The sequence below is a fragment of the Alterotamlana spongicola genome, from assembly GCF_035818475.1.
GTDB lineage: Bacteria > Bacteroidota > Bacteroidia > Flavobacteriales > Flavobacteriaceae > Cognatitamlana.
Genome location: NZ_JAYMGV010000001.1, coordinates 1613152 through 1639657 on the forward strand (window position 1 = coordinate 1613152; position 26506 = coordinate 1639657).

Consider the following 26506-nt stretch of genomic DNA (forward strand, 5'->3'; position numbering starts at 1 on the left):
TATTTTTTTTTGATTATAAATTCAAAGGAATCATGATATAACGCCCGGTTAGGTCATTAAACCAAACCTCATAATCATCTAAAACCACAACAGGGATTTTGCCTCCGTTTTCAGAAGCTTGTCCAGAAAACACAGTTGTGCTTCCCCAAGTAGAGCCTGTATTGGTTACAAATTGTAAATCTCCAGCGACCAAACGGGTACTGGTTAAATACCAGATGTGACTATCAAAATCAGATTGAGTCATTTCAATAGTAGGGGTTGCTGTGCCTTGAATACTCATACTGGTATAATTATCTGCGCCTGATGAGTCGTAGGGAACAGTGGTATAGGTTTTTTTTGCAAAATCAATTGTGAATTCGTAATAACCACTTGTAGTTACTCCAAACCTACCAGGGTCTGTATCTTGTGTACCTGGATTTCCTGCAATTTCTCCACTTTCTTTAGGGTCATCACTCCCCTCATTTTCTATCACACCCCATTGAGGTTGCCATAGACCTCTAGTTTCTAAAATTTTCCACCTCCCATTGTTAAAGTCACCATCATCATTTTTATAATAACCGGTATAGTAGTATAGGTTTTCATTACCGCTATCTCTAAATAATGGAGGGTTGTTGGCGTTATTATTCCAGTCAGGTGCTGTACCATTACCCACAAAGTAATAATCGTCAAAAGTATAATTGAAATAAGGAAATACATTAAAAGTAATACTGTTTGAATTTACAGGCAACCCTGATTGAGTTCCTAAAGAAGATATAACCCTAGCATATAAACTATTCCATGTAAACGGAGGTAAACCAACTGCTCTTGCTGCAGAGTTCAATTCCTTAATTGATAATGTAGCTTTATTTTTTCCATTTATAACTATAGCTACAGTTGAATTAGTAAAGGCTTCATCAGCGGCTATTTCTATACTATAATTTGCTGAAGCAGGTTGGTTATAGTCTGCGAATGTCCATGTGAATGTAACTGCGGGATTATTAATGTTTACTGGGTCTAATTCTATATTTGTAATTTCTAAATCAGAAAGTGTTACTGGTGTAGTTTCAGAAACGACAAAGGTGTCTAATTTGTCTTCGCAAGCGTTAACCAAAATGAATAAACATGTGGTTAACATTATAATTGATTTTTTTTTCAAATGTTTCATTATGATTAGATTTTATTAGTACCCTGGATTTTGGGTTAAATTAGGGTTGGCTTGTAATGCCGATAATGGTACAGGAAATAAACTATATGTACTAGGGATTGAAGTACCATCTACAGTATTACCTTTCCATGGCCATAAATAGTTTCCTCCTGTAAACATCCCAAAACGAATTAAATCACTTCGTCTATGCCCTTCTAAGTTTAATTCCCTTCCTCGTTCATCAATTATGAATGATAAGGTTAATTGAGATGTTGTGATTTCACTTGCATTAGATCTTGTTCTTACGTCATTTACATATTGTAATGCAGTATTCATATCTCCCCCTGAGGCACCTCTAAGTACACATTCAGCATACATTAAATAAGTATCTGCTAATCTGAACAAAGGAAAGTCTGTACTTGAGAAAGAAGTTGCAATAGAGTTGCCACTAAAATTAGTGTTTCTAAATTTCACTGAAGGGTAACCATTGGTCCATTCACGATAGTCAGTCATTTCATAAGTATGGCCATCAGTCCAAAATAAACTGGCTCTAATATCAGTTGAAGTTCCTAGGTCTCCAAATAAACCATACCAGCCCTTTGAAGCTCTGTGTCCGGCCCATCCTTCTGTAGCTCCAAAGTCAGCAAGAGTTAGTGTTTCTGAACTTAAACTGCCATTTACAATGTAAGTTGTATTTCCAAAACTTTGACTAGTATTTGCATCAGCTATTAAAGGAAATATGATTTCTGATGAAGTACTATTATCTGCCGAGAAAAGTTGAATAAAATTTGGGTCTAAGCTATAGCTACTTTCGTTGATTACTTTTTTAATATATATTAAAGCATCATCATACCGAGCAGTTCCAGTATATACTTCGGCATTCATATATAGTTTTGCCAATAGCATTTGTCCAGCAGCTTTTGAAGCTCGACCGTAGGTGTTTGTAGCTGGTAATGCCGCCTCTGCTGCGATCAGCTCACTTTCAATATATGCGAAAATTTCTGATCTTGAAGATTCAGGTAATGGTGTAGAATTACCAAAATTATCTTCTGTTGCTAAAACACCTTTACCAAATGTATCTATTAAGTAATAATAAGCTAAGGCTCTTAAAAACCGGACTTCAGCAATAACAGACTCTTTGTTTTCAACATCAATATTATCAATTATGGCAAGGAGGTTGTTACATTGCGGTGCAGTAAAATAGATTCTGTTAAATAAATATCTGAAAAACTTATTGTTTTCATCCCAGTTAGAGGTCGTTGTTAATTGGTCAAGACCATCATCACCCCAGCGGTTTTTCATAGCATCTGCAGTGAAATCCTGAAGATTTATTATTCCTCTTAAAAAAGGAGATTCTCCAGCATCATCACTTATATCTGAATTGCCTGGACCATTAACACCTGATAAAGCAAATGATGCATATAGTCTAGAAACAATACCTTCAATAGCATTAGGATCTTGCTTAAGTAATTCTTCAAGAGATAGTTCTACTAATGGCGTGGTTTCTAAATCGTCTGTACATCCAACGTTGGAAATAAGTACTAGACATATAAAAAAGTTTAAAATTTTATTTTTCATGTTCGTTTTTTTAAAAATCAACATTTATTCCAAAAGAATATACTCTTGGCCTTGGATAAAAATTAGTATCAATAGCATTAAAGTTTTCAGGGTCTTGTCCTGAATACTTAGTAATTAAAAATGCATTGTTGACAGCAGCGTAAAATTTCCAATTAGAACCTTTTACTAACTCATTAAAGGTATAACCCAAAACAATATTTTCACATCTTAAGAAAGCTGCATCTTCTAAGTAATAATCAGAAAATGGAATATTTCCTCTTATGTCTACAATATTATCATCAGCAGCACCAGAATAGAAATTTAACGTGTTGTTTAAACTTTGCGTGTTATTTGGTAATGCTGCTTCGGTATATCCTCTAGTTAATAAGGGAGCATTGTAAATTAAACCGTCGAATTGGCCTCTGAAACTAGAACTAATATCCCAGTTTTTATAATTAAATGAGAAACCAAAACCGAAAGTCCAATTTGGTCTTAAAGGCTGATAATATCTGTCATCATTATTAATGACACCATCTCCGTTTTTGTCAACAAATGCTCCAGGAATTGGTCTGCCATTTACGTCATAAATTTGTTTAAACACCCATGCTGAGTATGCTTCTAACCCTACAACGTGTCTTGCTAAATTCACACCTGTACCTGTTGGTAATCCTGAGCCAGGAGCGTTAATTGAAGTTACATCTTTAAGGCTTACTACTTCTGTTCTATTATAGGATACATTACCATTAATAGAGAAATTAGTGTTTTCATTTCTTATTGGGTTTATATTTAAGTTGAGTTCAAAACCTTCACTTTTTGTTTCTCCAATATTTTGTGGAAAAACATCAGTTAGTCCTTGGCCAGGTCCAACAGGAGCATCTACTAATAAGTCTCTAGTATCTCTTCTAAAAACATCAAATGCTCCAGATAATAATCCATTTTTAAATAAATCAAAATCAATACCAGCATTATAAGTAGTCGTTTTTTCCCAAGTTAAATTACTATTAAAAGGTTTTGCGTTGTAAATAGGAACACCAGGTAAATATTGACTTGTGCCAGAACCTGCTTCAAACAAAGGGATTGAAGGATAGAAACCAGCAATCCCTGTAATGTCTTGCTGTCCAGTTTCTCCCCAACCAATTCTTAGTTTTATGTCATTAACAAGTTCAGAGTTTTGAAGGAACGATTCCTCTTTAAGTTTCCATGCTAAGGCTACAGCTGGAAAATACCCCCATCTCTCTTCTTTTCTAAAAAGGGAGGAGCCGTCTGCTCTTAATGATAAGGTTATTAAATATTTGTTATAGATATTTATGTTTGACCTTGTAAAGAATGACTGCAAATTCAAAGTGTTATAATATCTGTTATTTGGATTTGATTCATTTGGTTCAATTTCTCTTAACCCCGTTTCAGTATTATACCTATAAATAACCTTATTACCGTCATTTTTAAAATTTTGATATCCATAACCTGCTTGAATATCAAAATTATTAATGAAGAAGTTTTCAAACTCCTTTCTATAAGCCAAATATGATTCGATAGTAGTATTCGTTATATTTTGATTTTCTCTATAATTTTCTCCGGGGTTGAATACATAATTATATATATCATTACCAGGGTCTGAGTTAGTGTTGTCTAACCTATAAGTAGCTAGGGCGTTGTCACTAAAAGTTTCAACTATTTTAGCTTCTGAAGCTTCAATCCCTAAATTTACTACAGCTCTTAATTCAGGAAGGAAGTGCATTTTGTAATCAAACTCAATATTACCAAGAATTTTACTGACTTTTTCTGGTCTTTTACGTTGAAGCAATAGTGCCACTGGGTTACTAGCGCCATCAATATTATCTTGATCATTTAAGTTGGTGTAATATCCACCAAATGGAGATGAGTTATCAAAAATGGGTTTAGTCGGGTCAAATGAAAGTGCTCCACCTAAAGCCCCGCCTTCATCAACACTGTTTTTATCAACAAATATTGATTTCGCATTTAAGTCAATTTTTAAATGATCATCAAATAATTTTGGTGTTAATTTTATAGAAGCAGTAATACGTTCATAATCGTTGGTTTTTACAATACCTTCTGTATTGTTGTACCCAATAGAGCCTCTAAAAGGAATTTTATCAAATAAATTAGCTCTTGCACTAAAATTGTGATCAGAAGAGAAACTTGTTCTGTAAATGGCATCTTGCCATTCAGAATTATAAATGGCGCGTCCATTTATAATTTGAGAAATAGGTTCAGAAGTATCTACTGACCCAACAGGAACACCTAAACGTCCAGATTCTTGCGGGAAAGTTGAGTTAATGAAATCTACATATTGATCGCCGTCAAATACATCTATTTTTTTACTTACTGAAGATGATGAAATTGATGATGAAAAGTTAAATTTAACTTCTCCTGAAGTACCCTTCTTAGTAGTGATTATAATTACACCGTTTGATGCTCTAGAACCATAAATAGCAGTTGCAGATGCGTCTTTTAAAATACTGAAACTTTCAATGTCATTTGGGTTTACTAGTGTCAATGGATTACTTACACCAGCAGGGTTAGTATTGTCAACAGCGATTCCATCAATTACAATTAACGGATTACTATTTGCTGATAAAGAAGCTCCACCTCTAATTCTAATATTTGGAGCAGCATCGGGTTGTCCACCTGCCGTAGTTATTTTAACTCCAGGAGCTTTTCCGTTTAAGAGTTGGTCTGCTGAAATAACAGCCCCTTTATTAAACTCTTTTGAAGAAACTACATCAACAGACCCAGTTAAATCTTCTTTTCTAACACTACCATAACCAATAATAACTACCTCATCAAGCTGGGCAGTGTCCTCGGCTAATTGTACATCTAGTGTGCTTTGTCCGTTATAGGTAATTTCTATTTGTTGGTAGCCAACATAAGAAAATACTAAAACATCACCATCGTTGACTTCAATAGCAAAGCCTCCATCAAAATCTGTAGCAGTACCGTTTGTTGTTCCTTGTACTATCACATTAACACCAGGCAACGGTATGGATGTTCCTTGTTCTGTAACTGTTCCGGTTAAAGCTGTTTGTCCAAACATAAAAACAGGAAAAATGAGCATCAAGAACAGAAAACGTTTAGTCGTTGTTTTCATATAATTTGTTTAATTTAAAAGTTTAATTTAGTCTATTATATTTTCACTCCTCAAACCAAAACTATGTAAAGAAATTGTAAACAAACAATTATGAGTTACGAAATTCTTAGCGAAAACGTTTTCGTGTTGACAACTTTTCAATAATATGATGATTTTTTGAGAAAACCTCACTAACGGATTGGTAATGAATAGAGTAATTTCTTTTAATCTCTTGTATTTGATATTGTGATTATTTGAAGTAAATTACCATCAGTGAAAATGTAGTAAAAACAGGTAATTCGTTAGAACTTTAAAGAATTGCTGATTATGTTATGTTTTGAGTATTAAAAAACATCAAATTAAATGAAAAGAAAAATAACTTTAAAGCAAATAGCCAGAGAGCTGGACGTATCAATTTCTACGGTATCTAAGGCTTTGAGCAATAGTAAAGAGATTAGTGAAGATACCACTCAAAAAATACAGGCATTTGCTAAATTATACAATTACCGTCCTAATAATATAGCGCTTAGTTTAAAGAACAGAAAAACAAAGACTATTGGTATTTTAATTCCTGAAATTGTACATCATTTTTTCTCAACGGTTATTAGAGGGATTGAATTAATTGCCAATAGGCGTGGGTATAACGTTATTGTTGGGCTCTCTAATGAATCTTTTACCAAAGAGATTATCAATATGGAATTGCTGGCAAACGGTAGTATTGACGGATTTATTTTGTCTATTTCAAAAGAAACTTTGCTTAAGCAAGATTATCATCACTTTAATGCTACCATAAATCAGGGTATACCTATTGTCATGTTTGATAGAGTAGTTAATGAAGTGGATTGTGATAAGGTGATTGTAGATGATTTTAACGGCGCGGTAAAAGCAGTAAAAAAGTTGGTGGAGAATGGTTGTAAAAATATTGCTCTGCTTACTACAATGGACTATGTTAGTGTGGGCAGGCTAAGGACTCAAGGTTATTTAGAAGCCCTTGAACACAGTGGTATAGAGGCTGATCCTAATTTAATATTGAAGATTGATGACAGCCTGGATGTTGAGAATCATTTAGACGTTTTGGAAACCGAAATAGCACAGTTTTTTCAAACCAATCCAAACATTGATGCGGTTTTTGCTGTTAACGAACTGTATGCTGTTACGGCTATGAAGGTGGCGCGAAAACTAGGCTTAAGTATACCTAATGATATTCAGGTTATTGGTTTTACAGATGGTGTGCTTTCAAAACACGCTACACCAAGCTTGACCACAGTAAGTCAACATGGACAAAAAATTGGCGAACAGGCTGCAAATTTATTGATAGATAGGTTGGAAGCAGAAGACGCAGAAATGGATCAATACCTTAGCAATAATGAACGGAAATCTGACTATATTAAGATGGTTATTGAAACGGAAATTATTGAAAGAGAATCAACTAAATAAGAAAAAATATTAGGAAAAATTAAAATCTTTCCTATCTTTGTTGCGAAATCAAAACTTATATTTTCACTTCTCACATAAGTTTTGATAAGTAATATCGCTTATCAAATAGTATTAATTTAATATACTATTTAATGGAAAAGCGTAAATTAAGTTTTCTGCAAATCTGGAACATGAGTTTTGGATTTCTGGGAATTCAAATGGGGTTCGCCCTTCAAAATGCCAACGCAAGTAGAATACTTCAAATTTTCGGAGCCGATGTTCACGAGTTGTCGTGGTTTTGGATAATAGCACCTTTAATGGGCTTAATTGTTCAGCCAATAATTGGCCACTATAGTGATAAAACATGGAGTCGATTTGGCAGACGTAAGCCTTACTTTCTGGTTGGAGCTATTTTGGCATCTATAGGATTGGTGCTTATGCCTCAGGCGGATATGTTCATTGCCTTTTTGCCGGCCTTATGGGTTGGTGCGGGTATGCTCATGATTATGGATGCTTCGTTTAACATCGCAATGGAGCCTTTTAGAGCTTTAGTTGGAGATAATTTAAGAACTGATCAACGTACCTTAGGCTTTAGTGTGCAAACGGCACTTATTGGTTTTGGAGCGGTTATAGGGTCTTGGTTGCCCTATGCTTTAGCTAATTGGTTTGGTATGTCCAATGAAATTTCAGAAGGCGTAGTACCGGCTAATTTAGTGTTGTCATTTATTATTGGAGCGATTATCTTAATTATTTCAATTTTAGTTACTGTAACAACAACTAAGGAGTATTCACCCGAAGAATTGGCAAGTTTTGAAGATGAACAGGCACATTCTGACGCTATGGAAAAAGATGACCCGGACCAAAAATCCAGTTTATTGGACATCTTTGACGACTTTAAAAAAATGCCGACAACCATGCGCCAATTGAGCTGGGTACAATTCTTTTCCTGGTTTGGACTTTTTGGAATGTGGGTATTTGCAACGCCGGCTATTGCACAACATACCTTTGGACTGTCATACACAGATAGTAGCAGTGCTATGTATCAGGATGCCGGTGATTGGGTAGGGATACTTTTTGGAGTTTATAATTTAATTTCTGCTTTTTATGCATTTGCACTTCCATACATAGCTAAAAGATTAGGGCGAAAAAAAACACATGCCGTGTCTTTGGTTATAGGAGGTTTAGGCCTGCTATCTATTTACATTATGCCGGATAAAAACTGGCTTATCGTTTCTATGATAGGAGTGGGTATAGCATGGGCTAGTATTTTAGCTATGCCTTACGCTATATTGGCGGGTTCAATTTCACCAAAAAAGATGGGTGTTTATATGGGGATCTTCAATTTCTTTATTGTTATCCCTCAGATAATTAATGCTTTAATTGGTGGGCCGCTTGTGAAATATGCCTATGATAACCATGCTGTATATGCTTTGGTTATGAGTGGTGTTAGTTTTTTAATCGCAGCAGCATTAGTGTTTAAGGTAAAAGATGTTGATGATGTTGTTCAATAGTAATCAATGAATAAAATAGGAGTAATATTTGATTTGGACGGTGTTATAGTGGATACCGCAAAGTATCATTTTTTAGCATGGAAAGACCTTGCTGATGAATTAGGTTTTGAGTTTACCGAAAAGCATAATGAGTTACTTAAAGGAGTAAGCAGGGTAAGGTCATTGGAAATTTTATTGGATATAGGAAATGTAGAGTTATCTGAAACTAAAAAACAAGACTATTTGATTAGCAAAAATGAAGTGTATCTGGGATATATTACAAAAATGGGACCAGATGAAATCCTTCCGGGAGCTAATGCGCTTCTAAATACTTTAGATGCATTAGGGATTCAATATGTACTAGGATCGGCCAGTAAAAATGCACCGTTAATATTGAAGCAGGTGGGGTTGTATGAAAGATTTACAGGTATTGTAGATGGTAATAGTGTATCTCAGGCTAAGCCAGACCCGGAAGTCTTTTTAATTGGTGCTGAAAAACTGGGATTGGCACCGGAAAACTGTATTGTTTTTGAAGATGCTATAGCAGGAGTAGAAGCAGCTAACAGCGCTAATATGACATCTGTTGGAATTGGGGATGAGGACATACTCCATGAAGCAGATTTTAATTTTAACAATTTAACTGAAATACCTAGTGATTTTTTCTTAAAGGTCATTTCAGAAAAAATATTGAAGAACGATGAACCAGGATTATATAAAACCAAATAATTGGTCAATCATTGAAGAAGGATTTGATACAAGTCGTGTTAAGGCCTCAGAAAGTTTGTTTAGTATCGGTAATGGAGCCATGGGGCAACGTGCCAATTTTGAAGAACAATATACAGGACAAACCTTTCAGGGGAACTATATTGCCGGAGTGTATTATCCGGATAAAACACGTGTGGGTTGGTGGAAAAACGGTTACCCCGAATATTTTGCAAAAGTACTTAATGCCCCTAATTGGATAGGAATAAATGTATTGATTAACGGAGAGCATTTAGATTTAAATACCTGTACCAGTGTAGATGATTTTAGAAGGGAGCTTAATATGAAAGCTGGTTGGTTATCAAGAAGCTTTAAAGCAACCCTGGCCAGTGGTATACAGGTTGAGGTTAAAATAGTACGTTTTTTAAGCCTGGATTTAGATGAAGTTGGAGCGATAAATTATGAAATTACACCGTTAAATCAGGATGCAGAAATTACCTTCGAACCATACCTGGACGCAGCTATTACTAACGAAGACTCTAATTGGGATGATAAGTTTTGGAACACTACAGGTGTAAGTTATGAAGGTCATCAGGCTTTTATTGAGGCGCATACCATGAAAACCGAATTCCATACCTGTTCGTTTATGGAATCCAAGGTATTTATAGAAGGGAACTCCGTTTTAATAAAACCAAATGTTAAAAAAGAAGACCTTTATATTGGTTTAAGTTACTCATATAATGTAAAGCAAAATCAAACATATGCCATTCATAAATATGGGGGGTATACGGTAGACAGATATCATGATAAGACTAAATTGATTGAAGCTGCAAAAGGGGTATTGAAAATTGCTACTCAAAAGGGATTTAATACGTTATTGAAAGGACAGGCAAAAGCCTGGGGCAAAATCTGGAAGATGGCAGATATTACTATTGATGGTGATGTAAAAGCACAGCAAGGCATCCGCTTTAATATTTTCCAGTTAAATCAAACATATTTAGGTAGAGATTCCAGATTAAATATTGGGCCAAAAGGGTTTACAGGTGAGAAATATGGAGGAAGTACCTATTGGGATACTGAGGCGTATTGCATACCATTTTATATGGCAACCAAAGATCAAAAGGTAGCAAGAACCCTTTTGGAATATCGCTATAATCACTTAGGGAAAGCCATAGAAAATGCTGAAAAATTAGGATTTAATAATGGCGCAGCACTATACCCAATGGTTACCATGAATGGTGAAGAGTGCCATAACGAATGGGAAATTACTTTTGAAGAAATTCACCGTAACGGAGCCATTGCATTTGCTATATACAATTACTGCCGTTATACAGGAGATTATAGTTATATACCGGAAAAAGGCTTAGAAGTTTTAATAGGAATAGCACGTTTTTGGCAGCAGCGGGCAACATTTTCTAAAGATAAAAGTAAATATGTTATTCTAGGGGTAACAGGGCCTAACGAATACGAAAACAATGTAAATAATAATTGGTATACTAATTATTTAGCACAGTGGTGTATTGATTATACCTTAGAACTTATTGAAAAAATTGAATCAGAGTTTCCTGAGGACTTTTCAAGAATTGTAAAGAAAGTGAAGTTATCAAAAGCAGAGTTGGCCCTATGGAAAGCCGTTGCTGATAACATGTATTTCCCATATTCACAAAAGCATCATGTGTTTTTACAGCAGGATGGCTTTTTAGATAAAGAACTTATAACCGTTAAAGACTTACCAAAGTCAGCAAGGCCCATAAATCAAAAATGGAGCTGGGACAGGATCTTGCGCTCCCCGTATATCAAACAAGCAGATATTTTACAGGGGTTTTATTTCTTTGAAGATGATTTTACAGATGATGAGTTAAAACGTCATTTTGATTTCTACGAACCATTTACCGTGCATGAAAGTTCATTGTCTCCCTGTGTACATAGTATACAGGCCGCTAAACTTGACAGAATGGAGCAGGCGTATACCTTTTATTTACGAACCTCAAGATTAGACCTGGATGATTATAATCATGAAGTGCATGAAGGATTGCATATTACCTCAATGGCAGGTACCTGGATGAGTATAGTTGAAGGGTTTGGAGGGATGCGCATAAAAAAAGGTAAACTCTCATTTACGCCTAAGATACCAAAACAGTGGCAAGCCTATTCGTTTAAAATAAATTTTAGAGATCATATTATAAAAGTAAATGTTGCTCAAAATCAAACAAATTTTGAACTGGTAAAAGGAGATGATTTAGAAATACTCGTGAATGATGAACCTGTATTGCTTAAACAAAAGCAATTGCAAAAAGCAAACTAGTTTAGTTTCATAAATATTAATACTTAACAAAGATGAAGTCCATATATATATTAACCTTAGCCGTTTTATTTTCAACTTTAAATTTAGCGCATTCACAAGAATTAAAATCACCTAATGGTGAATTAATAATGCAATTTTCTTTAAGAAAAGATGGCACACCAACATATCAGCTATCTTATAAAAGTAACGCTATTATTAAAACCAGTAGTTTAGGTCTTGAATTGAAGGATGATGAAAAATCATTACATAATGATTTTTCTATTCTAAAAACCGAAGAATCAACTTTCGATGAGACCTGGGAACCGGTTTGGGGCGAGGTACAAAGCATTCGCAATCATTATAATGAATTAATGGTTAGCTTAAAACAAAATGAAACGGATAGAATTATCAATATTCGCTTTAGAATGTTTAACGAAGGATTAGGTTTTCGATATGAATTTCCAGAACAAAAAAACCTGGTGTATTTTGTAATTAAAGAAGAAAAGACACAGTTTGCCATGACAGGCGATCATACGGCATTTTGGATTCCTGGAGATTATGATACACAAGAATATGATTATACCGAATCTAAACTATCAGAGATCAAAGGGCTTTCAACAAAAGCGATGACTGAAAACTTATCTCAAAAATCGTTTTCACCCACTGGAGTTCAAACCTCATTAATGATGAAAACAGCTGATGATATATATATCAATTTACATGAAGCTGCATTGATCAATTATTCCTGTATGCATTTAAATTTGGATGATGAAAATATGATTTTTGAATCGTGGTTAACTCCAGATGCAAACGGATATAAAGGGTATATGCAAGCCCCAGCAAATTCACCGTGGAGAACTATTATGGTAAGTGATGATGCACGTGATATTTTAGCTTCAAAAATGACCTTGAATTTAAATGACCCATGTGAAATTGAAGATACCTCATGGATCAAACCGGTTAAATATATTGGTGTTTGGTGGGAAATGATCACAGGTAAAAGTTCATGGTCTTATACCAATGAAGTATCTGCTGTACAATTAGGTGTAACAGATTATTCTAAATTAAAACCCAACGGAACACATGCTGCAAATAATACCAAGGTAAAACGATATATAGACTTTGCTTCAGAACATGGGTTTGATGCTGTTTTAGTTGAAGGCTGGAATGAAGGTTGGGAAGATTGGTATGGACAACATAAAGATTATGTTTTTGATTTTGTAACACCATACCCAGATTTTGATGTAGACGAAATTCACGCTTATGCAAAATCTAAGGGTGTAAAAATGATGATGCATCATGAAAGCTCAGCTTCAGTACGTAATTATGAACGTCATATGGACAAAGCGTACCAGTTTATGAAAGACAATGGATATGATGCTGTTAAAAGTGGTTATGTTGGTGATATATTACCACGAGGTGAGAACCATTATAATCAGTGGATAGTCAATCATTATCAATATGCCATAGAAAAAGCGGCTGACTATAAAATAATGGTTAATGCACATGAAGCGGTACGCCCTACGGGAATCTGTAGAACTTATCCTAACTTAATAGGAAACGAGTCAGCAAGAGGAACAGAATATCAGGCATTTGGAGGCTCAAAACCCAATCATGTTACCGTTTTACCATTTACAAGGTTAATAGGAGGGCCTATGGATTATACGCCAGGTATTTTTGAAATGGATATCAGCAAGCTTAATCCGGATAATAATTCTCATGTAAATAGTACTATAGCAAATCAATTGGCTTTATATGTTACTATGTATAGCCCATTGCAAATGGCGGCCGATTTACCAGAACACTACGAGCAATTTATGGATGCGTTTCAATTTATAAAAGATGTAGCCATAGATTGGGATGAGAGTATATATTTAGAAGCCGAACCAGGATATTATATTACTGTGGCACGTAAAGAAAAAGGAACTGATAATTGGTTTATTGGTAATGTTAATGGTAATGAAGCAAGAACATCAAATATCAAATTAGATTTCTTGGAAAAGGGCAAAAAATATGTGGCAACAATTTATGCAGATGCCAAAGATGCCCATTATAAAACTAACCCACAGGCCTATACAATTAAAACTAAAAAGGTGACCAGTAAATCTAAATTGTCACAACTATCTGTACCAGGCGGAGGATATGCCATAAGTATCAAGGAAGCTAAATAAAAGAGAACTGCTTAAAGCTTTTTTGTGCTGTAATAAATTTAAAAAATAGAGTTATGAATTATCATTTTAAAAGACAAACTAAAAGTAATCCGTTGTTTTTAATTGGACTACTATGTGTATTAGCTTTAAATTTATCTTGTAAAAAACAGCAAGAAATGGCATCAGAAGAAGTAGAAGCTCAATCTTCAATAGCTGAAAAGCATGACATTTTACGTGTGGAACCACCAAATTGGTGGGTAGGTTTTAAAAATTCTACACTACAACTTTTGGTAAATCATCTTGAGATTTCAAAAACAACTCCTGAAATCTCATATCCGGGAATTACTGTAGAAAAAGTACATCAGGCAGATAGTCCAAACTACTTGTTTATAGACCTTAATATTGATGAAACAGCAAAAGCCGGTAAATTCAATATTGTTTTTAAGCAAGAAGGTAAGGAGGATTTGGTTTATACCTATGAGTTAAAATCAAGAGAAAAACCAGCTGAAGATTACATAGGTTTTGATAGTAGCGACGCTATTTATCTAATAACACCTGATAGGTTTGCTAACGCAAACCCGGAAAATGATATTGTAGAAACCCTTAATGAAAAAACAATTGATAGAACAGATGGCTACGCACGCCATGGAGGGGATATTAGGGGTATTACAAATCATTTGGACTATATTGAAGATTTAGGTTTTACCGCAATTTGGCCTTGTCCGTTATTAACTAATGATATGCCAAAAGGGTCCTATCATGGTTATGCTATGACAGATTTTTATGAAATAGACCCGCGTTTCGGAACCCTGGAAGATTACAATCAATTGTCCTCTAAACTATCCGAAAAAGGGATGAAACTCATTATGGACCAGGTAGCAAATCATTGTGGTTTAGAACATTGGTGGATGAAAGATTTACCATTTAAGGATTGGGTAAACCTTCAGGATAATTATGTGAAGCATAAAGCAAATTGGAATAATTCTACAAATATCAATACCAATCACAGAAGGACAACCAATCAAGATGCATATGCTTCTGAAATAGATAAAAATAGTATGACGCAAGGGTGGTTTGTTTCAGGAATGCCAGACTTAAACCAGCGTAATCCTTTTATGGCTAAATATTTAATTCAAAATAGTATTTGGTGGATTGAAACATCACAATTGGGAGGGATTCGTCAGGATACGTATCCATATCCGGATAAAGATTTTATGAGCCGTTGGGCAGGTGAAATTATGAACGAATACCCTAACTTCAATATTGTTGGCGAAGAGTGGTCTACTAATCCATTGTTAATTGCATATTGGCAGCAGGGACATCCAAACAAAGATGGTTATAATTCCAATTTAAAATCACCAATGGATTTTGCAATGCAAGATAAAATTGTGAAAGGTTTAAATGAAGAAGAGGACTGGAGTACAGGGTTGATTGAAATTTATAGAAGTTTAGCTAATGATTTTGCTTACGTGAGTCCAAAAGATATTATGATTTTTCCGGATAATCATGATATGAGTCGCATTTTTACGCAGCTACACGGAGATATAGCTAATACAAAAATGGCATTAAGCTATATCTTGTTGTTACCACGTATTCCGCAAATATACTATGGTACAGAAATATTAATGCACGATTTTGATAAACCGGGTGATCATGGAGTAATTCGCACCGATTTTCCCGGTGGATGGGCAGGGGATAAAGTCAATGCATTTAAAGGAGAAGGCTTAACAGCTGATCAAAAGGATATGCAGTCTTTTCTTAAGAAGGTTCTGAACTATAGAAAAACCAGTAAAGCCATCCATGAAGGTAAAACAATTCATTTTGCTCCGGAAAATGGTATTTATGTGCTATTTAGAATACTTGAAGATGAAACGGTAGTTCATATAATGAATAAAAATGAAGCCCCGGTTAAATTAGATTTAGACCGATTTGAAGAGGTAGGCTTAACAGGTAAAACATTAAAGAATCTTATTACTTCATCTGAATTAGTTTGGGGAGAAGCTTTAGAATTATCTAAAAAAGGAAGTTTGGTTCTAACAACAAAATTAGATTGATAAACCGCTTTGATAACATACAAAAATGGCTTGCATTATGGGCTATTCCTTTGCTTTGCTTTTCATGTTTAGATAAAAAGAAGGATAATGATAATCCGGTGTTAGGTGATGAAGTCGTAACATTTATTGTTAATAAATTACCTGAAGGACATGATTTTGATGACGATGTGTTTATATCAGGAGATTTTGAGGGCTGGTCAGGCGGACGTTCACAATTCAAACTAAAAAAAGAAGATGGACACTACCGTATTTCTATCCCAAAATATCGAGAGGCCATAAGCTTTAAATTTACCAAAGGCGATTGGGGTTCTGTAGAATGTGCTTTAAACAATAACCCGATTGAAAACAGAACCTATACTTTTGAAAGCCAAAGTGAAACGGTTGAGGTTAATATTGTAAAATGGAATACAGATAATGATGCTGATAAGCCATCAACAGCTTCAAAACAGGTTAAGGTGTATGCAACAGATTTTGCCATTCCTCAATTAGGCAGAACCCGAAAGATAAGTGTCTATTTACCGCCTGATTACGAAGCGTCTTCAAAAACTTATCCCGTTCTATACATTCAGGATGGACAAAATGTATTTGATGCTAAAACATCTTATAGTGGCGAATGGGAAGTTGACGAAACTTTGGATGAATTGTATGAGGAGTCCGGATTCGGACTTATAGTTGTGGCTATTGATCATGGAGCTGAAAAACGTATACATGAATATTCTGCCTGGGATTCTGAAAAACATGGTAAAGGCGAGGCCAAATTATATTTGGATTTTATAGTAAATACACTTAAGCCTGAAATTGATAAAAATTTCAGAACAAAGACCAATCCCGAAAGCACGGCAGTAATGGGATCCTCTATGGGAGGGTTATTTGCGCATTATGCTGCTTTTGAAAGACCAGATGTGTTTGGTTTGTCAGGGGTGTTTTCTCCCTCTTTTTGGTATTCCAAAGCTATTTTTACGTTCACTGAAAACCGTTTGTCAAATGCAAACGGTTTAAGAGTCTATTTTTTAGCAGGAGAAAAAGAAGGCAGCGATATGGTTCAAAATGTTGAAACTATGATAACCCTTCTAGCGAACAATGGATTTAGTAAAGCACAATTCAAAAAAAGATTGGTTCCCGGAGGCACCCATAGTGAAGTGTTCTGGAAAAATGAATTTAAAACCTCCATTAAATGGTTGTTCGGTTTAGAAACATCAAACACATTTCAACCCTATCCAAAAGCTAAACTTTCCAGTGGAACCTTAATGCGGTTAGAAGCTTATCCTTCAAAATATATTCAGTCTCGGCCAGTTGATGTTTGGTTGCCCGAAGATTATTCAGAAGAAAAAAAGTATGCCGTTTTATATATGCATGACGGGCAAATGCTATTTGATGCAACCTCTACATGGAATAAGCAAGAATGGAAAGTTGACGAATGGGCTTCCAAATTAATAAATGAAGGAAAGACTAAAGATTTTATTGTGGTAGGTATTCATAATATCTCTGAAATAAGGTGGCAGGATTTATTTCCGCAAAAAGCATTTGACAACCTGGAAAAAAAAGAAAAAGATAGATTAAGGGCATTAGCTGTTGAAACTAATAAAAATATTGAGTTTTATGGTGATAACTATCTTAAATTTTTAGTAGAAGAATTAATGCCCATGGTGAACTCTGAGTTCTCTGTGTATAGGAACAAAGCTAATACTTATGTTATGGGGTCAAGTATGGGAGGGCTTATGAGCATGTACGCTATTTGCGAATACCCAAACGTTTTTAGTGGCGCTGCATGTATTTCCACGCATTGGCCGGGCGCTACACCAATAGAAAATAATCCATTTCCGGATGCCATTTTTAAGTATATGAAAACACATTTGCCGGATTCAAATACACATAAGATGTACTTTGACTATGGTACAGAAACCTTGGATGCACATTACCCGCAATATGCACCTAAAGTAGATGAGATATTAAAGGAGAAAGGCTATACAGAGGCTAATTTTAAAAATTTAAAGTTTGAAGGAACGGATCATTCTGAAAATGCCTGGAACCAGCGATTAGATATCCCCTTAATGTTTTTATTAAGAAAATAATAATATGTCAAATTCAGTTTTATAACCCATTAGTTAATACGTAAAATGAAGTTAATAAAATATATCATCATAGTATGCTTATTATTTGGTTTTAGTTGCAATCAAAAAAAAGAACAGGTTAGAAACCCAGTTGAAGAAGTTAAACCCATAAAGAAAAAGGAAGTAATTTATCAAGTGTTTACACGCTTGTTTGGTAACACAAATACAACTAATAAGCCTTGGGGAACTATTGAGGAGAATGGTGTTGGTAAATTCAATGACTTTACAGAAAAAGCTTTAAAAGAAATCAAAGACCTGGGAGTTACACATATTTGGTATACCGGTGTGCCGCATCATGATGTCATAAGAGATTATACAAAATATGGCATTTCTAATGATGATCCGGAAGTGGTAAAAGGCCGTGCAGGGTCACCTTATGCGGTTAAAGATTATTACAATGTAAATCCGGATTTAGCAGTAAATGTTGAAAAACGTTTGGAAGAATTTCAGGCTTTAATAAAGCGTACTCATGATGCCGGATTAAAAGTGATCATAGATATAGTTCCTAATCATGTAGCGCGTAATTACACAAGTATTTCAAAACCAAAAGGACTGCATGATTTTGGTGAAGATGATAATACTTCAGTGGCCTATCATGTAAATAATAATTTTTATTATAATCCTAACGAATCTTTTAAACTACCAGACTGGGAAGGGGGCTATTTCCCTCTAGGAGGTGAAAAACATCCGTTAATTGATGGCAAGTTTGACGAAACCCCGGCAAAGTGGACTGGAAATGGGTCACGGAAATCAAAACCAAATATGGGAGACTGGTATGAAACAGTTAAAGTAAATTATGGTATTTCACCGGAAGGAAAAAAAGAATTTAATGAATTGCCTGAGGGCTTTGAAAATAAAGCGCATAAAGCACATTTTGAGTTTTGGAAAGGAAAGACGGTACCAAACTCATGGGTAAAATTTAGAGATATTACGCTGTATTGGTTAGATATGGGCGTTGATGGATTTCGTTATGATATGGCTGAAATGGTTCCGGTGGAGTTTTGGAGCTACATGAACTCTTCTATAAAAACAACAAACCCGGAAGCCTTTTTATTGGCTGAAGTATATAATCCAAGCCTGTATAGAGATTATATTAAAAAAGGGAAAATGGATTACCTGTATGATAAGGTCCAACTATATGATACTATAAAACATGTCATGCAGGGACATGGAAAAACAGATCATATTCCACCTATTCTTGATGACTTGAAAGATATTGAGCATCATATGTTACATTTTCTGGAAAATCATGATGAACAGCGTATAGCAAGTCCGGAGTTTGCCGGAAGCGCTCAAAAAGGAAAGCCGGCAATGGTAGTTTCGGCAACATCAACTACAGCGCCAACTATGATTTATTTTGGGCAGGAAGTAGGTGAAGACGGTTCGGACGAACCAGGTTTTGGGTCGCCATCTAGAACCTCCATTTTTGATTATGTTGGTGTACCTGCACATCAACGTTGGGTAAATAATAAACAGTTTGATGGCGGGCAATTAACAAATGAAGAAAAGCACTTAAGAGATTTCTATAGTCGCCTGTTAAACTTTACCATTAGCAGTACTGCCTTAGCAGGAAGCTATGCTGATATACATTTGTATAATAGACAGCATACTGAAAATTATACAGATAAACTACTGTCGTTTGTACGCTGGAGTGAAAATGAGAAACTGATTGTTGTTTCAAATTTTGAGACAGAAAAAGGATTTGAATTTGAATTGCAAGTTCCAGAGAAGGCGATCCGTGCTTTGGGTTTAAAAGATGGTAGTTATAAAGTTCAAGACCAATTGTACAAACAATTTAAATCAGAGTTAATTGTTGAAAACGGGGTGGGGAAAGCAAATATTAAGATAGAACCTTTAGAGTCATTTATATTAAACATTCAATAAAGTATGAAACAAATCTTAGTTTTAATATTAGTAGTTGTAACACTAACGGGTTGCAAAAAAGAAACTCAGGTATTAAATAAAAACATAGAGGTTCCTTTTATTTGGGAAGCGGCAAATGTATACTTTTTATTGACAGATCGGTTTAATAACGGAGACACATCAAATGACATTAATTTTAACAGAAACCTGGAAACCGGAAAGCTTCGGGGGTTTGAAGGTGGAGATATAAAAGGTATAACCCAAAAAATCAAAGCAGGTTATTTTACGGAGCTGGGAATCAATGCCATTTGGATGACTCCTATAGTGGAACAAATTCATGGAGGAACAGATGAAGGAACCGGTTTAACTTATGGGTTTCATGGATATTGGACCAGTGATTGGACAAATTTAGACCCTAATTTTGGAACAAAAGCAGATCTGAAAGAATTGGTCGAGCAAGCACATAAAAAAGGCATACGTATTTTATTGGATGCTGTTATCAATCATACGGGGCCGGTTACTGAACAGGATGCATTATGGCCTGAAGAATGGGTGCGCACAGCACCTCAATGTGACTACAAGTCTTATGAAAATACCATTACCTGCACATTGGTTAAGAACCTCCCGGATATAAAAACAGAAAGCAATGAAGCTGTTCAATTACCACCACAATTGGTTGAAAAATGGAAGCGTGAAGGTCGATATGAGCAGGAAGTTTCAGAGTTAAACGCCTTTTTTGAACGAACAGGCCACCCAAGAGCGCCGCGTTTCTATATCATGAAATGGCTTAGCGATTATATTTTAGAATTCGGAATTGACGGTTACCGGGTAGATACGGTTAAGCATGTAGAAGAATCAGTGTGGCAGGAGTTTAGAAAGGAGTGTGACTACACGTTTTCAGAATTTAAAAAGAATAACCCTAATAAGGTTTTAGATGATAATGACTTTTATCTGGTTGGAGAGGTATATAACTATGGAATAAGCGCTAAAAAAGCATTTGACTTTGGCGATAAAAAGGTGAATTATTTTGATAATGCTTTTAATAGTCTTATAAATTTTGAGTCTAAATGGAATGCAGCTCAACAGACTAAAGAAGTCATGTTTAAACGGTATTCAGATATCTTGAATTCAGATTTAAAAGGCTATGGTGTGATGAACTATTTGAGCTCTCATGACGATGGTCAACCCTTTGATGCAGAAAGAGAAAAACCTTTTGAAACAGCTACAAAACTATTGTTATGTCCGGGAACCTCACAAGTATTTTATGGTGATGAGTCTGCACGTTCTTTAGTTATTGAAGATACACAGGGAGATGCCACATTACGTTCATTTATGAATTGGGATGCTATTAAAAACAATACAAAAACAAAAAATATTTTAGAGCATTGGCAAAAATTAGGGCAATTTAGAATAAACCACCCTGCAGTAGGAGCCGGAACGCACCAAATGCTAACAGCAGACCCTTATGTGTTTTGCAGGCGTTTTTCCAAAGAAAATTATAAAGATCAGGTCATTATAGGTTTGGATTTACCAATAGGAAAAAAAGTACTTAACGTTTCTGAAGTATTTAAAAACGGAGATCAGTTATATGACACATACTCTAGTACTCCTGTTAAAGTTAAAAACGGAAAAGTGACTTTAAACTCTGAGTTTAACATCGTATTGCTGGAGAAACAACAGTAAGATGACGTCATATGAATTGTTAGTTTGTTTAAAACAGATTAATAGCGCTGAAAGCTTCTCGAGATCAGGGAAGCTTTCTTTATTTTACGGGCGCTTGGAAAGCAGAAGGTTTAATGAAATTAAAACGTTTTTAATGTAACATTTTAGTTGTCAAGAAGTCTAGTTAATAACGACTAAACCAATTATTTGTAAATTTGTATGGTAAGCGCATAATATTATGGATATCAATGATAATATAGAATCACCTTTGCAGCTCAAAATAAGTTTTAATAAACTTTTTGAGGAATACGAAACCCTGGCAAAGAGTAAAGACCAGTTTATTGCAGCAAAAGCTAAAAGCATTTTAAAAATAGCAAGTGATTATCCAGAACTACGAGACGGTTTTGAGGATGTTTCAGTATTTAAGAAAAGAGAACAGGAAATAAGTGTTATTCTTCAGGATACTTTTACACCACTTTTAACAAAGAATGAAATCAAGACAGCTTCGGTTCCATTTCACAATCTGACTTTCAATACATCAGAACGTTTTAAAAATATTATTAAAAATGCAGGAGATGACTTTGAGCTTCAAATTAAAAATATGCCCGAAGATGACACCTATATTATAGCGTGTACAATTATTTTAGGGTTTTGTTATGGTTACAGTTTAAATTTTAAAAGGCCATTTTATTACGAGATACCGGATGCAAATGGAATACTCCGCTATTATAAAATATTATATAATGCCGATTTTTGTGAAATTACACCAACTGAAAAAGCAAAAAAGATAACTCAGGCAGATTATGATGAGTTATTGGATAGCTTTGATAATATAGACCTGTGGAAAGAAAAGTTTCCACCAAATAGTTATGTGTTTAATGGTTTTGTGATTTCAAATATGTTTGATGTTACAGATGATCAATCCATATCTAATATCAAGTCCAGTCTTATAGGAGAAAGCACTAAAAAGGGTGCTGAATTTATGGAAGATTTTCATAAAGTTTTCAGGTCGTTATTGGGTATAAATGATATAAAAGTAGGAGTTTCTATATACAACGAAGAAGAGAATACCTTTAACCGTTTTTATGGAGAAGGGGTGGAAAGTTTTCTTTTGGGAGACCATGAAAGTAATAATTGCTCAACAGCATTATGTGATTGGTCTTATAACAAGTTATTAAAAGAGCATAAGTATTTGTCTATATCAGATGTAGATAAGGTACTGGAAAAGGCCAAATCCTGTGCGCCACAAATTGCAAGCTTGCATAAACAGGGTATTAAAAGTGCCATACTTGCTCCCATAGCAAATGAAGATGGCTTGATGGGAATTCTTGAAATTGTATCACAAAAACCTCAGGTGCTAAACAGTATCAATGCTAATAAATTGGGTGATATAATGCCGTTTATAGTATCGACAATTAAGCGTTCAAAAACCGAAGAAGAGAATTTAATTGAAGCTATTATTCAAAAAGAGTGTACCTCCATTCACCCTAGTGTAAAATGGCGTTTTGCTAAAGAAGCCGAAAGGTTTATTAAAGCAAAAATGAAAGGATTGGAGCCTAGTTTCAAGACCATAACTTTTGATAATGTGTATCCGTTATTCGGGCAAATTGATATTAAAGGATCTTCTGAAGCAAGAAACAGAGCCACTTTTCAAGACTTAACACTACAGCTTAAAGCAGCTAAAAACATTTTTGAAAAGGCACTTCAAATTAATACGCTTCCCATATATGAGCAGTTTATACATCAAATAGATGATTATCAAAAGGGCTTGGAAGAACAATTTCAAGTGGATAGTGAGCAGCAGATTTCAGAGTTTTTTAAACAGGATATTGAACCGGCACTATCACATCTTAATACTATAGAAGCTTTAAAAGAAACTATTGAAGCGTATTATGATATCATAGATGATAAGGTAAATATGTTATACCGTTATAGAAAAGATTATGATGATACCATTACCATGATCAATAAAGAAATGGCTTCACTTTTAGATAAAAAACAAACAGATGCGCAAGCTATGTACCCTCATTATTTTGAGCGTTTTAAAACTGATGGTGTTGAGCATAATATGTATATAGGAGAATCTATAACAAAAGAGAATAGTTTTAACCCTATTTATCTATACAATTTAAGATTATGGCAATTACAGATCATGTGTGAAATGGAAAATGCCTATTATCAAATGCAGTCAGATTTCCCCGTGGCACTTGATGTAGCCTCAATGGTCTTGGTTTTTAATCAGCCACTTTCTATAAGTTTTAGAATGGATGAAAAACAATTTGATGTTGATGGAACTTATAACGCACGTTATGAAATTGTAAAAAAGCGTGTAGATAAGGCGTTTATAAAAGGAACCAATCAAAGGATTACACAAAAAGGAAAAATAAGTATAGTGTATTCACAAAAACAAGATGAACTAGAATATCTGCGTTATATTAAATTCTTACAGTCTAAACATTATTTAGATACCGATGTGGAAATAGTAGAATTACAGGATTTACAAGCAGTAACAGGGTTAAAAGCAATTCGTGTAAGCGTGCTCTATCATAAGAATGAAGATGACAAATCCTTTTATACTTATGATGATTTAATGAAAGAGCTTAAAGCTTAGTAAACGCCGGAATACTGAAAGGCAATTGCAAAAGCAATAACGCTTATAATAATACCTATCATAAAAACAGAATAGGTAATTCTGAGGATTTTGTATTTTTTATCCAGGACCAGCCCCAGGAAATATAGGTCTTTTTTCATAGAAGAATACAGGTAATCCCTGTCTTGCATCATTTCCCCCATAGCCCATTCAAAATCATTAAGGCTCATTTTATGGAAATTACCAAAGAACAATAAATTTACTTTTTTATTAGCTACATCAGCTTTGGTAAATTTCCCACTGGTAACATTTGGACGCGTTGCCAAAACAGATAAAATAATAGAGGCAACCGTTACCAAAACAAAAATAACGGTAGGAACTATAAGGTAGCGATTGGAAGGATTATCCAGCTTAGGGATCAGGTTTGCCAAAACCAATGACACAATAATAGCATTTACAGATAATAGGATATTGGCTTTTGTGTCCGCTATATTACTGAGAACAATATGATTTTTTAAGGTCACCCTAAACATGGTTTCAATACCGCGTTCAGGAACAGCGATCTTATTTTTTTTAAAACTTAACTCGTCCTTTTTTTGCCTGAGTTTTTTGTTTTCAGTATCAAGCTTTTTTTTAGCCTTTAATAGTTCTGAAATATTTTTACTCTTGCGTTTGTCCCAATTTAAAGCTGCTTCCGTAGTATGAAAACGATGCTTGGTGGATAGAAAGTTTATATTTTCATCTAACCATTCAGATTCGGTAAGGTGCTTGTCACAGGTTAATTCCCATTCTTTTTTAAGGAGTTCGGAAACTTCAATATAAGTTTTACTGCCTATATGGGAGCAATCAGCATCCCTTATTATTTTTTCTAATTGATTTTGAGGAGTGTGCTCCATTTTAGTAGCCATGATCAAATTACAAATGGCCTCAATGTCAGATACACTACATTTTTTATCACTCAAAAAGGACTTGGCAATACTAACGCTTTCTTCTTCGTGATTTTTTATACCTTTAGTATAGCCGGTATCATGAAGCCATGTGGCTAAGGTCAGGATGCTTTTGTCTGAATCACTTAAACCGGATTGCTCAGCCAATAATATAGCTTTTTCTACAACACGTTGTGTGTGCGTCAGGTTATGGTATAGAAAAGAAGCATCTAATTTTTCATTTAATAAATTAGTTGTAAATTTTTCAGTTTCAACAATAAGTTTGTCCATAAGTTGATTCAGTTTATATGAGTAAAAGTACTAAACTTTAAGAAAATAGATTTTAGATATAAGAACGGTATAATTTGTCATAAATTTTATCATTCCTGTCATAAAGGCTTAAAACGGTGTTCAAGTAAGCTTTTCAATAAAATTTCGACTACCTTTAGGTTGAAAAAAGCATATTATAATAACTAAAAAAAGAAAGGGAACCCTATTATGCTAACATGGAAAGACGTAATCAACTTTTCAGTAAAAGGAAATCCAATACCGGATAAACGTGTTGAAAAAACGGAAGCAGACTGGAAAGCACAATTAACCCCGGAGCAGTTTAGAATTACAAGGTTAAAAGGTACAGAACGTCCGCATAGCGGACAACTTTGCAGTACTTATGATGAAGGTAAGTACAATTGTGTATGCTGCAATACACCATTGTTTGATTCTACTATAAAATTCAGCTCAGGTACAGGGTGGCCCAGTTTTACACAGCCTATTCATGAAAATGCCATTAAATACGAAAAAGATACCGCATTTGGTATGGTGCGCGTAGAGGTGATGTGTAATACCTGTGATGCACATTTAGGACATGTGTTCCCGGATGGACCAGAACCTAGCGGGCTACGTTATTGCATCAATTCAGAAGCTATGGTATTAGAAAAGGAGGCTGCTCATGACAACTAAAAAAATAGAAATAGCCACATTTGGAGGTGGTTGTTTTTGGTGTACCGAAGCTATATTTCAGGAAATAAAAGGTATTGAAAATGTGGTGTCCGGATATTCCGGAGGTAATGCTCCGGGTAAACCAACCTATAGAGAGGTCTGTTCCGGATTAACCGGACATGCCGAAGTCATACAGGTTACTTATGATGCAAATACCGTATCTTATAAAGATCTGTTAGTCATTTTTATGACCACTCATGATCCAACAACCTTAAACAGGCAGGGAGCAGATAGAGGTACCCAATACCGTTCGGTTGTGTATTATCATAATGAGACACAAAAGGAAATAGCTGAATCGGTGTTAAAAGAAGTAGCACCATATTATGAAAATCCTATAGTTACTGAAATCACTGCATTACATGTGTTTTATGAGGCAGAAGATTATCATCAGGATTATTACCGAAATAATCAAACGCAAGGCTATTGTAATTTTGTGATTTCTCCGAAGCTGGCAAAACTTAGAAAGCTCCATGCAGATAAGTTAAAGTAAG

16 protein-coding genes are annotated in these 26506 nt (G+C 34.9%); 12 read left to right on the forward strand and 4 right to left on the reverse strand.

Going from position 1 to position 26506, the window contains the following annotated elements:
- Positions 1-13: 13 nt before the first annotated feature.
- From VOI54_RS07000 to VOI54_RS07010, 3 genes are read right to left on the reverse strand one after another with little or no spacing between them, the layout of a single operon-like run.
- Positions 14-1114 (reverse strand): SusE domain-containing protein, encoded by a 1101-nt coding sequence (locus VOI54_RS07000; protein WP_326282009.1) that lies wholly within the window; start codon positions 1112-1114, stop codon positions 14-16.
- Between the two features lie 45 nt (positions 1115-1159).
- Positions 1160-2701: a RagB/SusD family nutrient uptake outer membrane protein gene (locus VOI54_RS07005; protein ID WP_326282010.1), complete on the reverse strand. Its 1542-nt coding sequence runs from the start codon at positions 2699-2701 to the stop codon at positions 1160-1162.
- A gap of 10 nt (positions 2702-2711) precedes the next feature.
- Positions 2712-5789, reverse strand: coding sequence for a SusC/RagA family TonB-linked outer membrane protein (locus VOI54_RS07010; RefSeq protein ID WP_326282011.1), 3078 nt, complete (start codon positions 5787-5789; stop codon positions 2712-2714).
- 342 nt (positions 5790-6131) lie between these two features.
- Here VOI54_RS07010 and VOI54_RS07015 point away from each other — a divergent pair, with 342 nt between their 5' ends.
- From VOI54_RS07015 to VOI54_RS07060, 10 genes are all read left to right on the forward strand, one after another.
- On the forward strand, positions 6132-7205 hold the full coding sequence (locus VOI54_RS07015; protein WP_326282012.1) for a LacI family DNA-binding transcriptional regulator: 1074 nt from the start codon (positions 6132-6134) through the stop codon (positions 7203-7205).
- A gap of 131 nt (positions 7206-7336) precedes the next feature.
- On the forward strand, positions 7337-8695 hold the full coding sequence (locus VOI54_RS07020) for an MFS transporter (protein ID WP_326282013.1): 1359 nt from the start codon (positions 7337-7339) through the stop codon (positions 8693-8695).
- Between the two features lie 6 nt (positions 8696-8701).
- Positions 8702-9400 (forward strand): beta-phosphoglucomutase, encoded by a 699-nt coding sequence (gene pgmB, locus VOI54_RS07025; RefSeq protein ID WP_326282014.1) that lies wholly within the window; start codon positions 8702-8704, stop codon positions 9398-9400.
- Positions 9372-11681: a maltose phosphorylase MdxK gene (gene mdxK / locus VOI54_RS07030; RefSeq protein ID WP_326282015.1), complete on the forward strand. Its 2310-nt coding sequence runs from the start codon at positions 9372-9374 to the stop codon at positions 11679-11681. Before pgmB ends, mdxK begins: the two co-directional genes overlap by 29 nt.
- Before the next feature lie 32 nt (positions 11682-11713).
- On the forward strand, positions 11714-13831 hold the full coding sequence (locus VOI54_RS07035; protein ID WP_326282016.1) for a glycoside hydrolase family 97 protein: 2118 nt from the start codon (positions 11714-11716) through the stop codon (positions 13829-13831).
- A gap of 53 nt (positions 13832-13884) precedes the next feature.
- Positions 13885-15864, forward strand: a complete 1980-nt coding sequence (locus VOI54_RS07040; RefSeq protein WP_326282017.1) for a glycoside hydrolase family 13 protein — start codon at positions 13885-13887, stop codon at positions 15862-15864.
- Positions 15861-17936 (forward strand): alpha/beta hydrolase, encoded by a 2076-nt coding sequence (locus VOI54_RS07045; protein WP_326282018.1) that lies wholly within the window; start codon positions 15861-15863, stop codon positions 17934-17936. Before VOI54_RS07040 ends, VOI54_RS07045 begins: the two co-directional genes overlap by 4 nt.
- A 45-nt stretch (positions 17937-17981) precedes the next feature.
- Positions 17982-19859 carry an alpha-amylase family glycosyl hydrolase gene (locus VOI54_RS07050; protein ID WP_326282019.1) on the forward strand — a complete coding sequence of 626 codons (1878 nt, stop codon included), beginning with the start codon at positions 17982-17984 and terminating at the stop codon, positions 19857-19859.
- 3 nt (positions 19860-19862) lie between these two features.
- Complete coding sequence (locus VOI54_RS07055; RefSeq protein ID WP_326282020.1) at positions 19863-21521, forward strand: alpha-amylase family glycosyl hydrolase; 1659 nt, start codon at positions 19863-19865, stop codon at positions 21519-21521.
- A 217-nt stretch (positions 21522-21738) separates the two neighbouring features.
- Entirely contained in the window at positions 21739-24111 is a 2373-nt protein-coding gene (locus VOI54_RS07060) for a GAF domain-containing protein (RefSeq protein ID WP_326282021.1), read from the forward strand.
- Here VOI54_RS07060 and VOI54_RS07065 read toward each other — a convergent pair.
- Entirely contained in the window at positions 24108-25307 is a 1200-nt protein-coding gene (locus VOI54_RS07065; RefSeq protein WP_326282022.1) for a Pycsar system effector family protein, read from the reverse strand. The genes VOI54_RS07060 and VOI54_RS07065 overlap by 4 nt on opposite strands.
- Positions 25308-25514: 207 nt before the next feature.
- Here VOI54_RS07065 and msrB point away from each other — a divergent pair, with 207 nt between their 5' ends.
- Positions 25515-25976, forward strand: a complete 462-nt coding sequence (msrB, locus tag VOI54_RS07070; protein ID WP_326282023.1) for a peptide-methionine (R)-S-oxide reductase MsrB — start codon at positions 25515-25517, stop codon at positions 25974-25976.
- Positions 25966-26505, forward strand: a complete 540-nt coding sequence (msrA, locus tag VOI54_RS07075) for a peptide-methionine (S)-S-oxide reductase MsrA (protein ID WP_326282024.1) — start codon at positions 25966-25968, stop codon at positions 26503-26505. Before msrB ends, msrA begins: the two co-directional genes overlap by 11 nt.
- Position 26506: the final 1 nt, after the last annotated feature.

What these genes read in the sequence shown, in the direction of transcription:
- VOI54_RS07000 (WP_326282009.1), bottom strand. Translation starts at nt 1,114, where the DNA reads ATGTTAACCACATGTTTATTCATTTTGGTTAACGCTTGCGAAGACAAA.
- VOI54_RS07005 (WP_326282010.1), bottom strand. Translation starts at nt 2,701, where the DNA reads ATGAAAAATAAAATTTTAAACTTTTTTATATGTCTAGTACTTATTTCC.
- VOI54_RS07010 (WP_326282011.1), bottom strand. Translation starts at nt 5,789, where the DNA reads ATGAAAACAACGACTAAACGTTTTCTGTTCTTGATGCTCATTTTTCCT.
- VOI54_RS07015 (WP_326282012.1), top strand. Translation starts at nt 6,132, where the DNA reads ATGAAAAGAAAAATAACTTTAAAGCAAATAGCCAGAGAGCTGGACGTA.
- VOI54_RS07020 (WP_326282013.1), top strand. Translation starts at nt 7,337, where the DNA reads ATGGAAAAGCGTAAATTAAGTTTTCTGCAAATCTGGAACATGAGTTTT.
- pgmB (WP_326282014.1), top strand. Translation starts at nt 8,702, where the DNA reads ATGAATAAAATAGGAGTAATATTTGATTTGGACGGTGTTATAGTGGAT.
- mdxK (WP_326282015.1), top strand. Translation starts at nt 9,372, where the DNA reads ATGAACCAGGATTATATAAAACCAAATAATTGGTCAATCATTGAAGAA.
- VOI54_RS07035 (WP_326282016.1), top strand. Translation starts at nt 11,714, where the DNA reads ATGAAGTCCATATATATATTAACCTTAGCCGTTTTATTTTCAACTTTA.
- VOI54_RS07040 (WP_326282017.1), top strand. Translation starts at nt 13,885, where the DNA reads ATGAATTATCATTTTAAAAGACAAACTAAAAGTAATCCGTTGTTTTTA.
- VOI54_RS07050 (WP_326282019.1), top strand. Translation starts at nt 17,982, where the DNA reads ATGAAGTTAATAAAATATATCATCATAGTATGCTTATTATTTGGTTTT.
- VOI54_RS07055 (WP_326282020.1), top strand. Translation starts at nt 19,863, where the DNA reads ATGAAACAAATCTTAGTTTTAATATTAGTAGTTGTAACACTAACGGGT.
- VOI54_RS07060 (WP_326282021.1), top strand. Translation starts at nt 21,739, where the DNA reads ATGGATATCAATGATAATATAGAATCACCTTTGCAGCTCAAAATAAGT.
- VOI54_RS07065 (WP_326282022.1), bottom strand. Translation starts at nt 25,307, where the DNA reads ATGGACAAACTTATTGTTGAAACTGAAAAATTTACAACTAATTTATTA.
- msrB (WP_326282023.1), top strand. Translation starts at nt 25,515, where the DNA reads ATGCTAACATGGAAAGACGTAATCAACTTTTCAGTAAAAGGAAATCCA.
- msrA (WP_326282024.1), top strand. Translation starts at nt 25,966, where the DNA reads ATGACAACTAAAAAAATAGAAATAGCCACATTTGGAGGTGGTTGTTTT.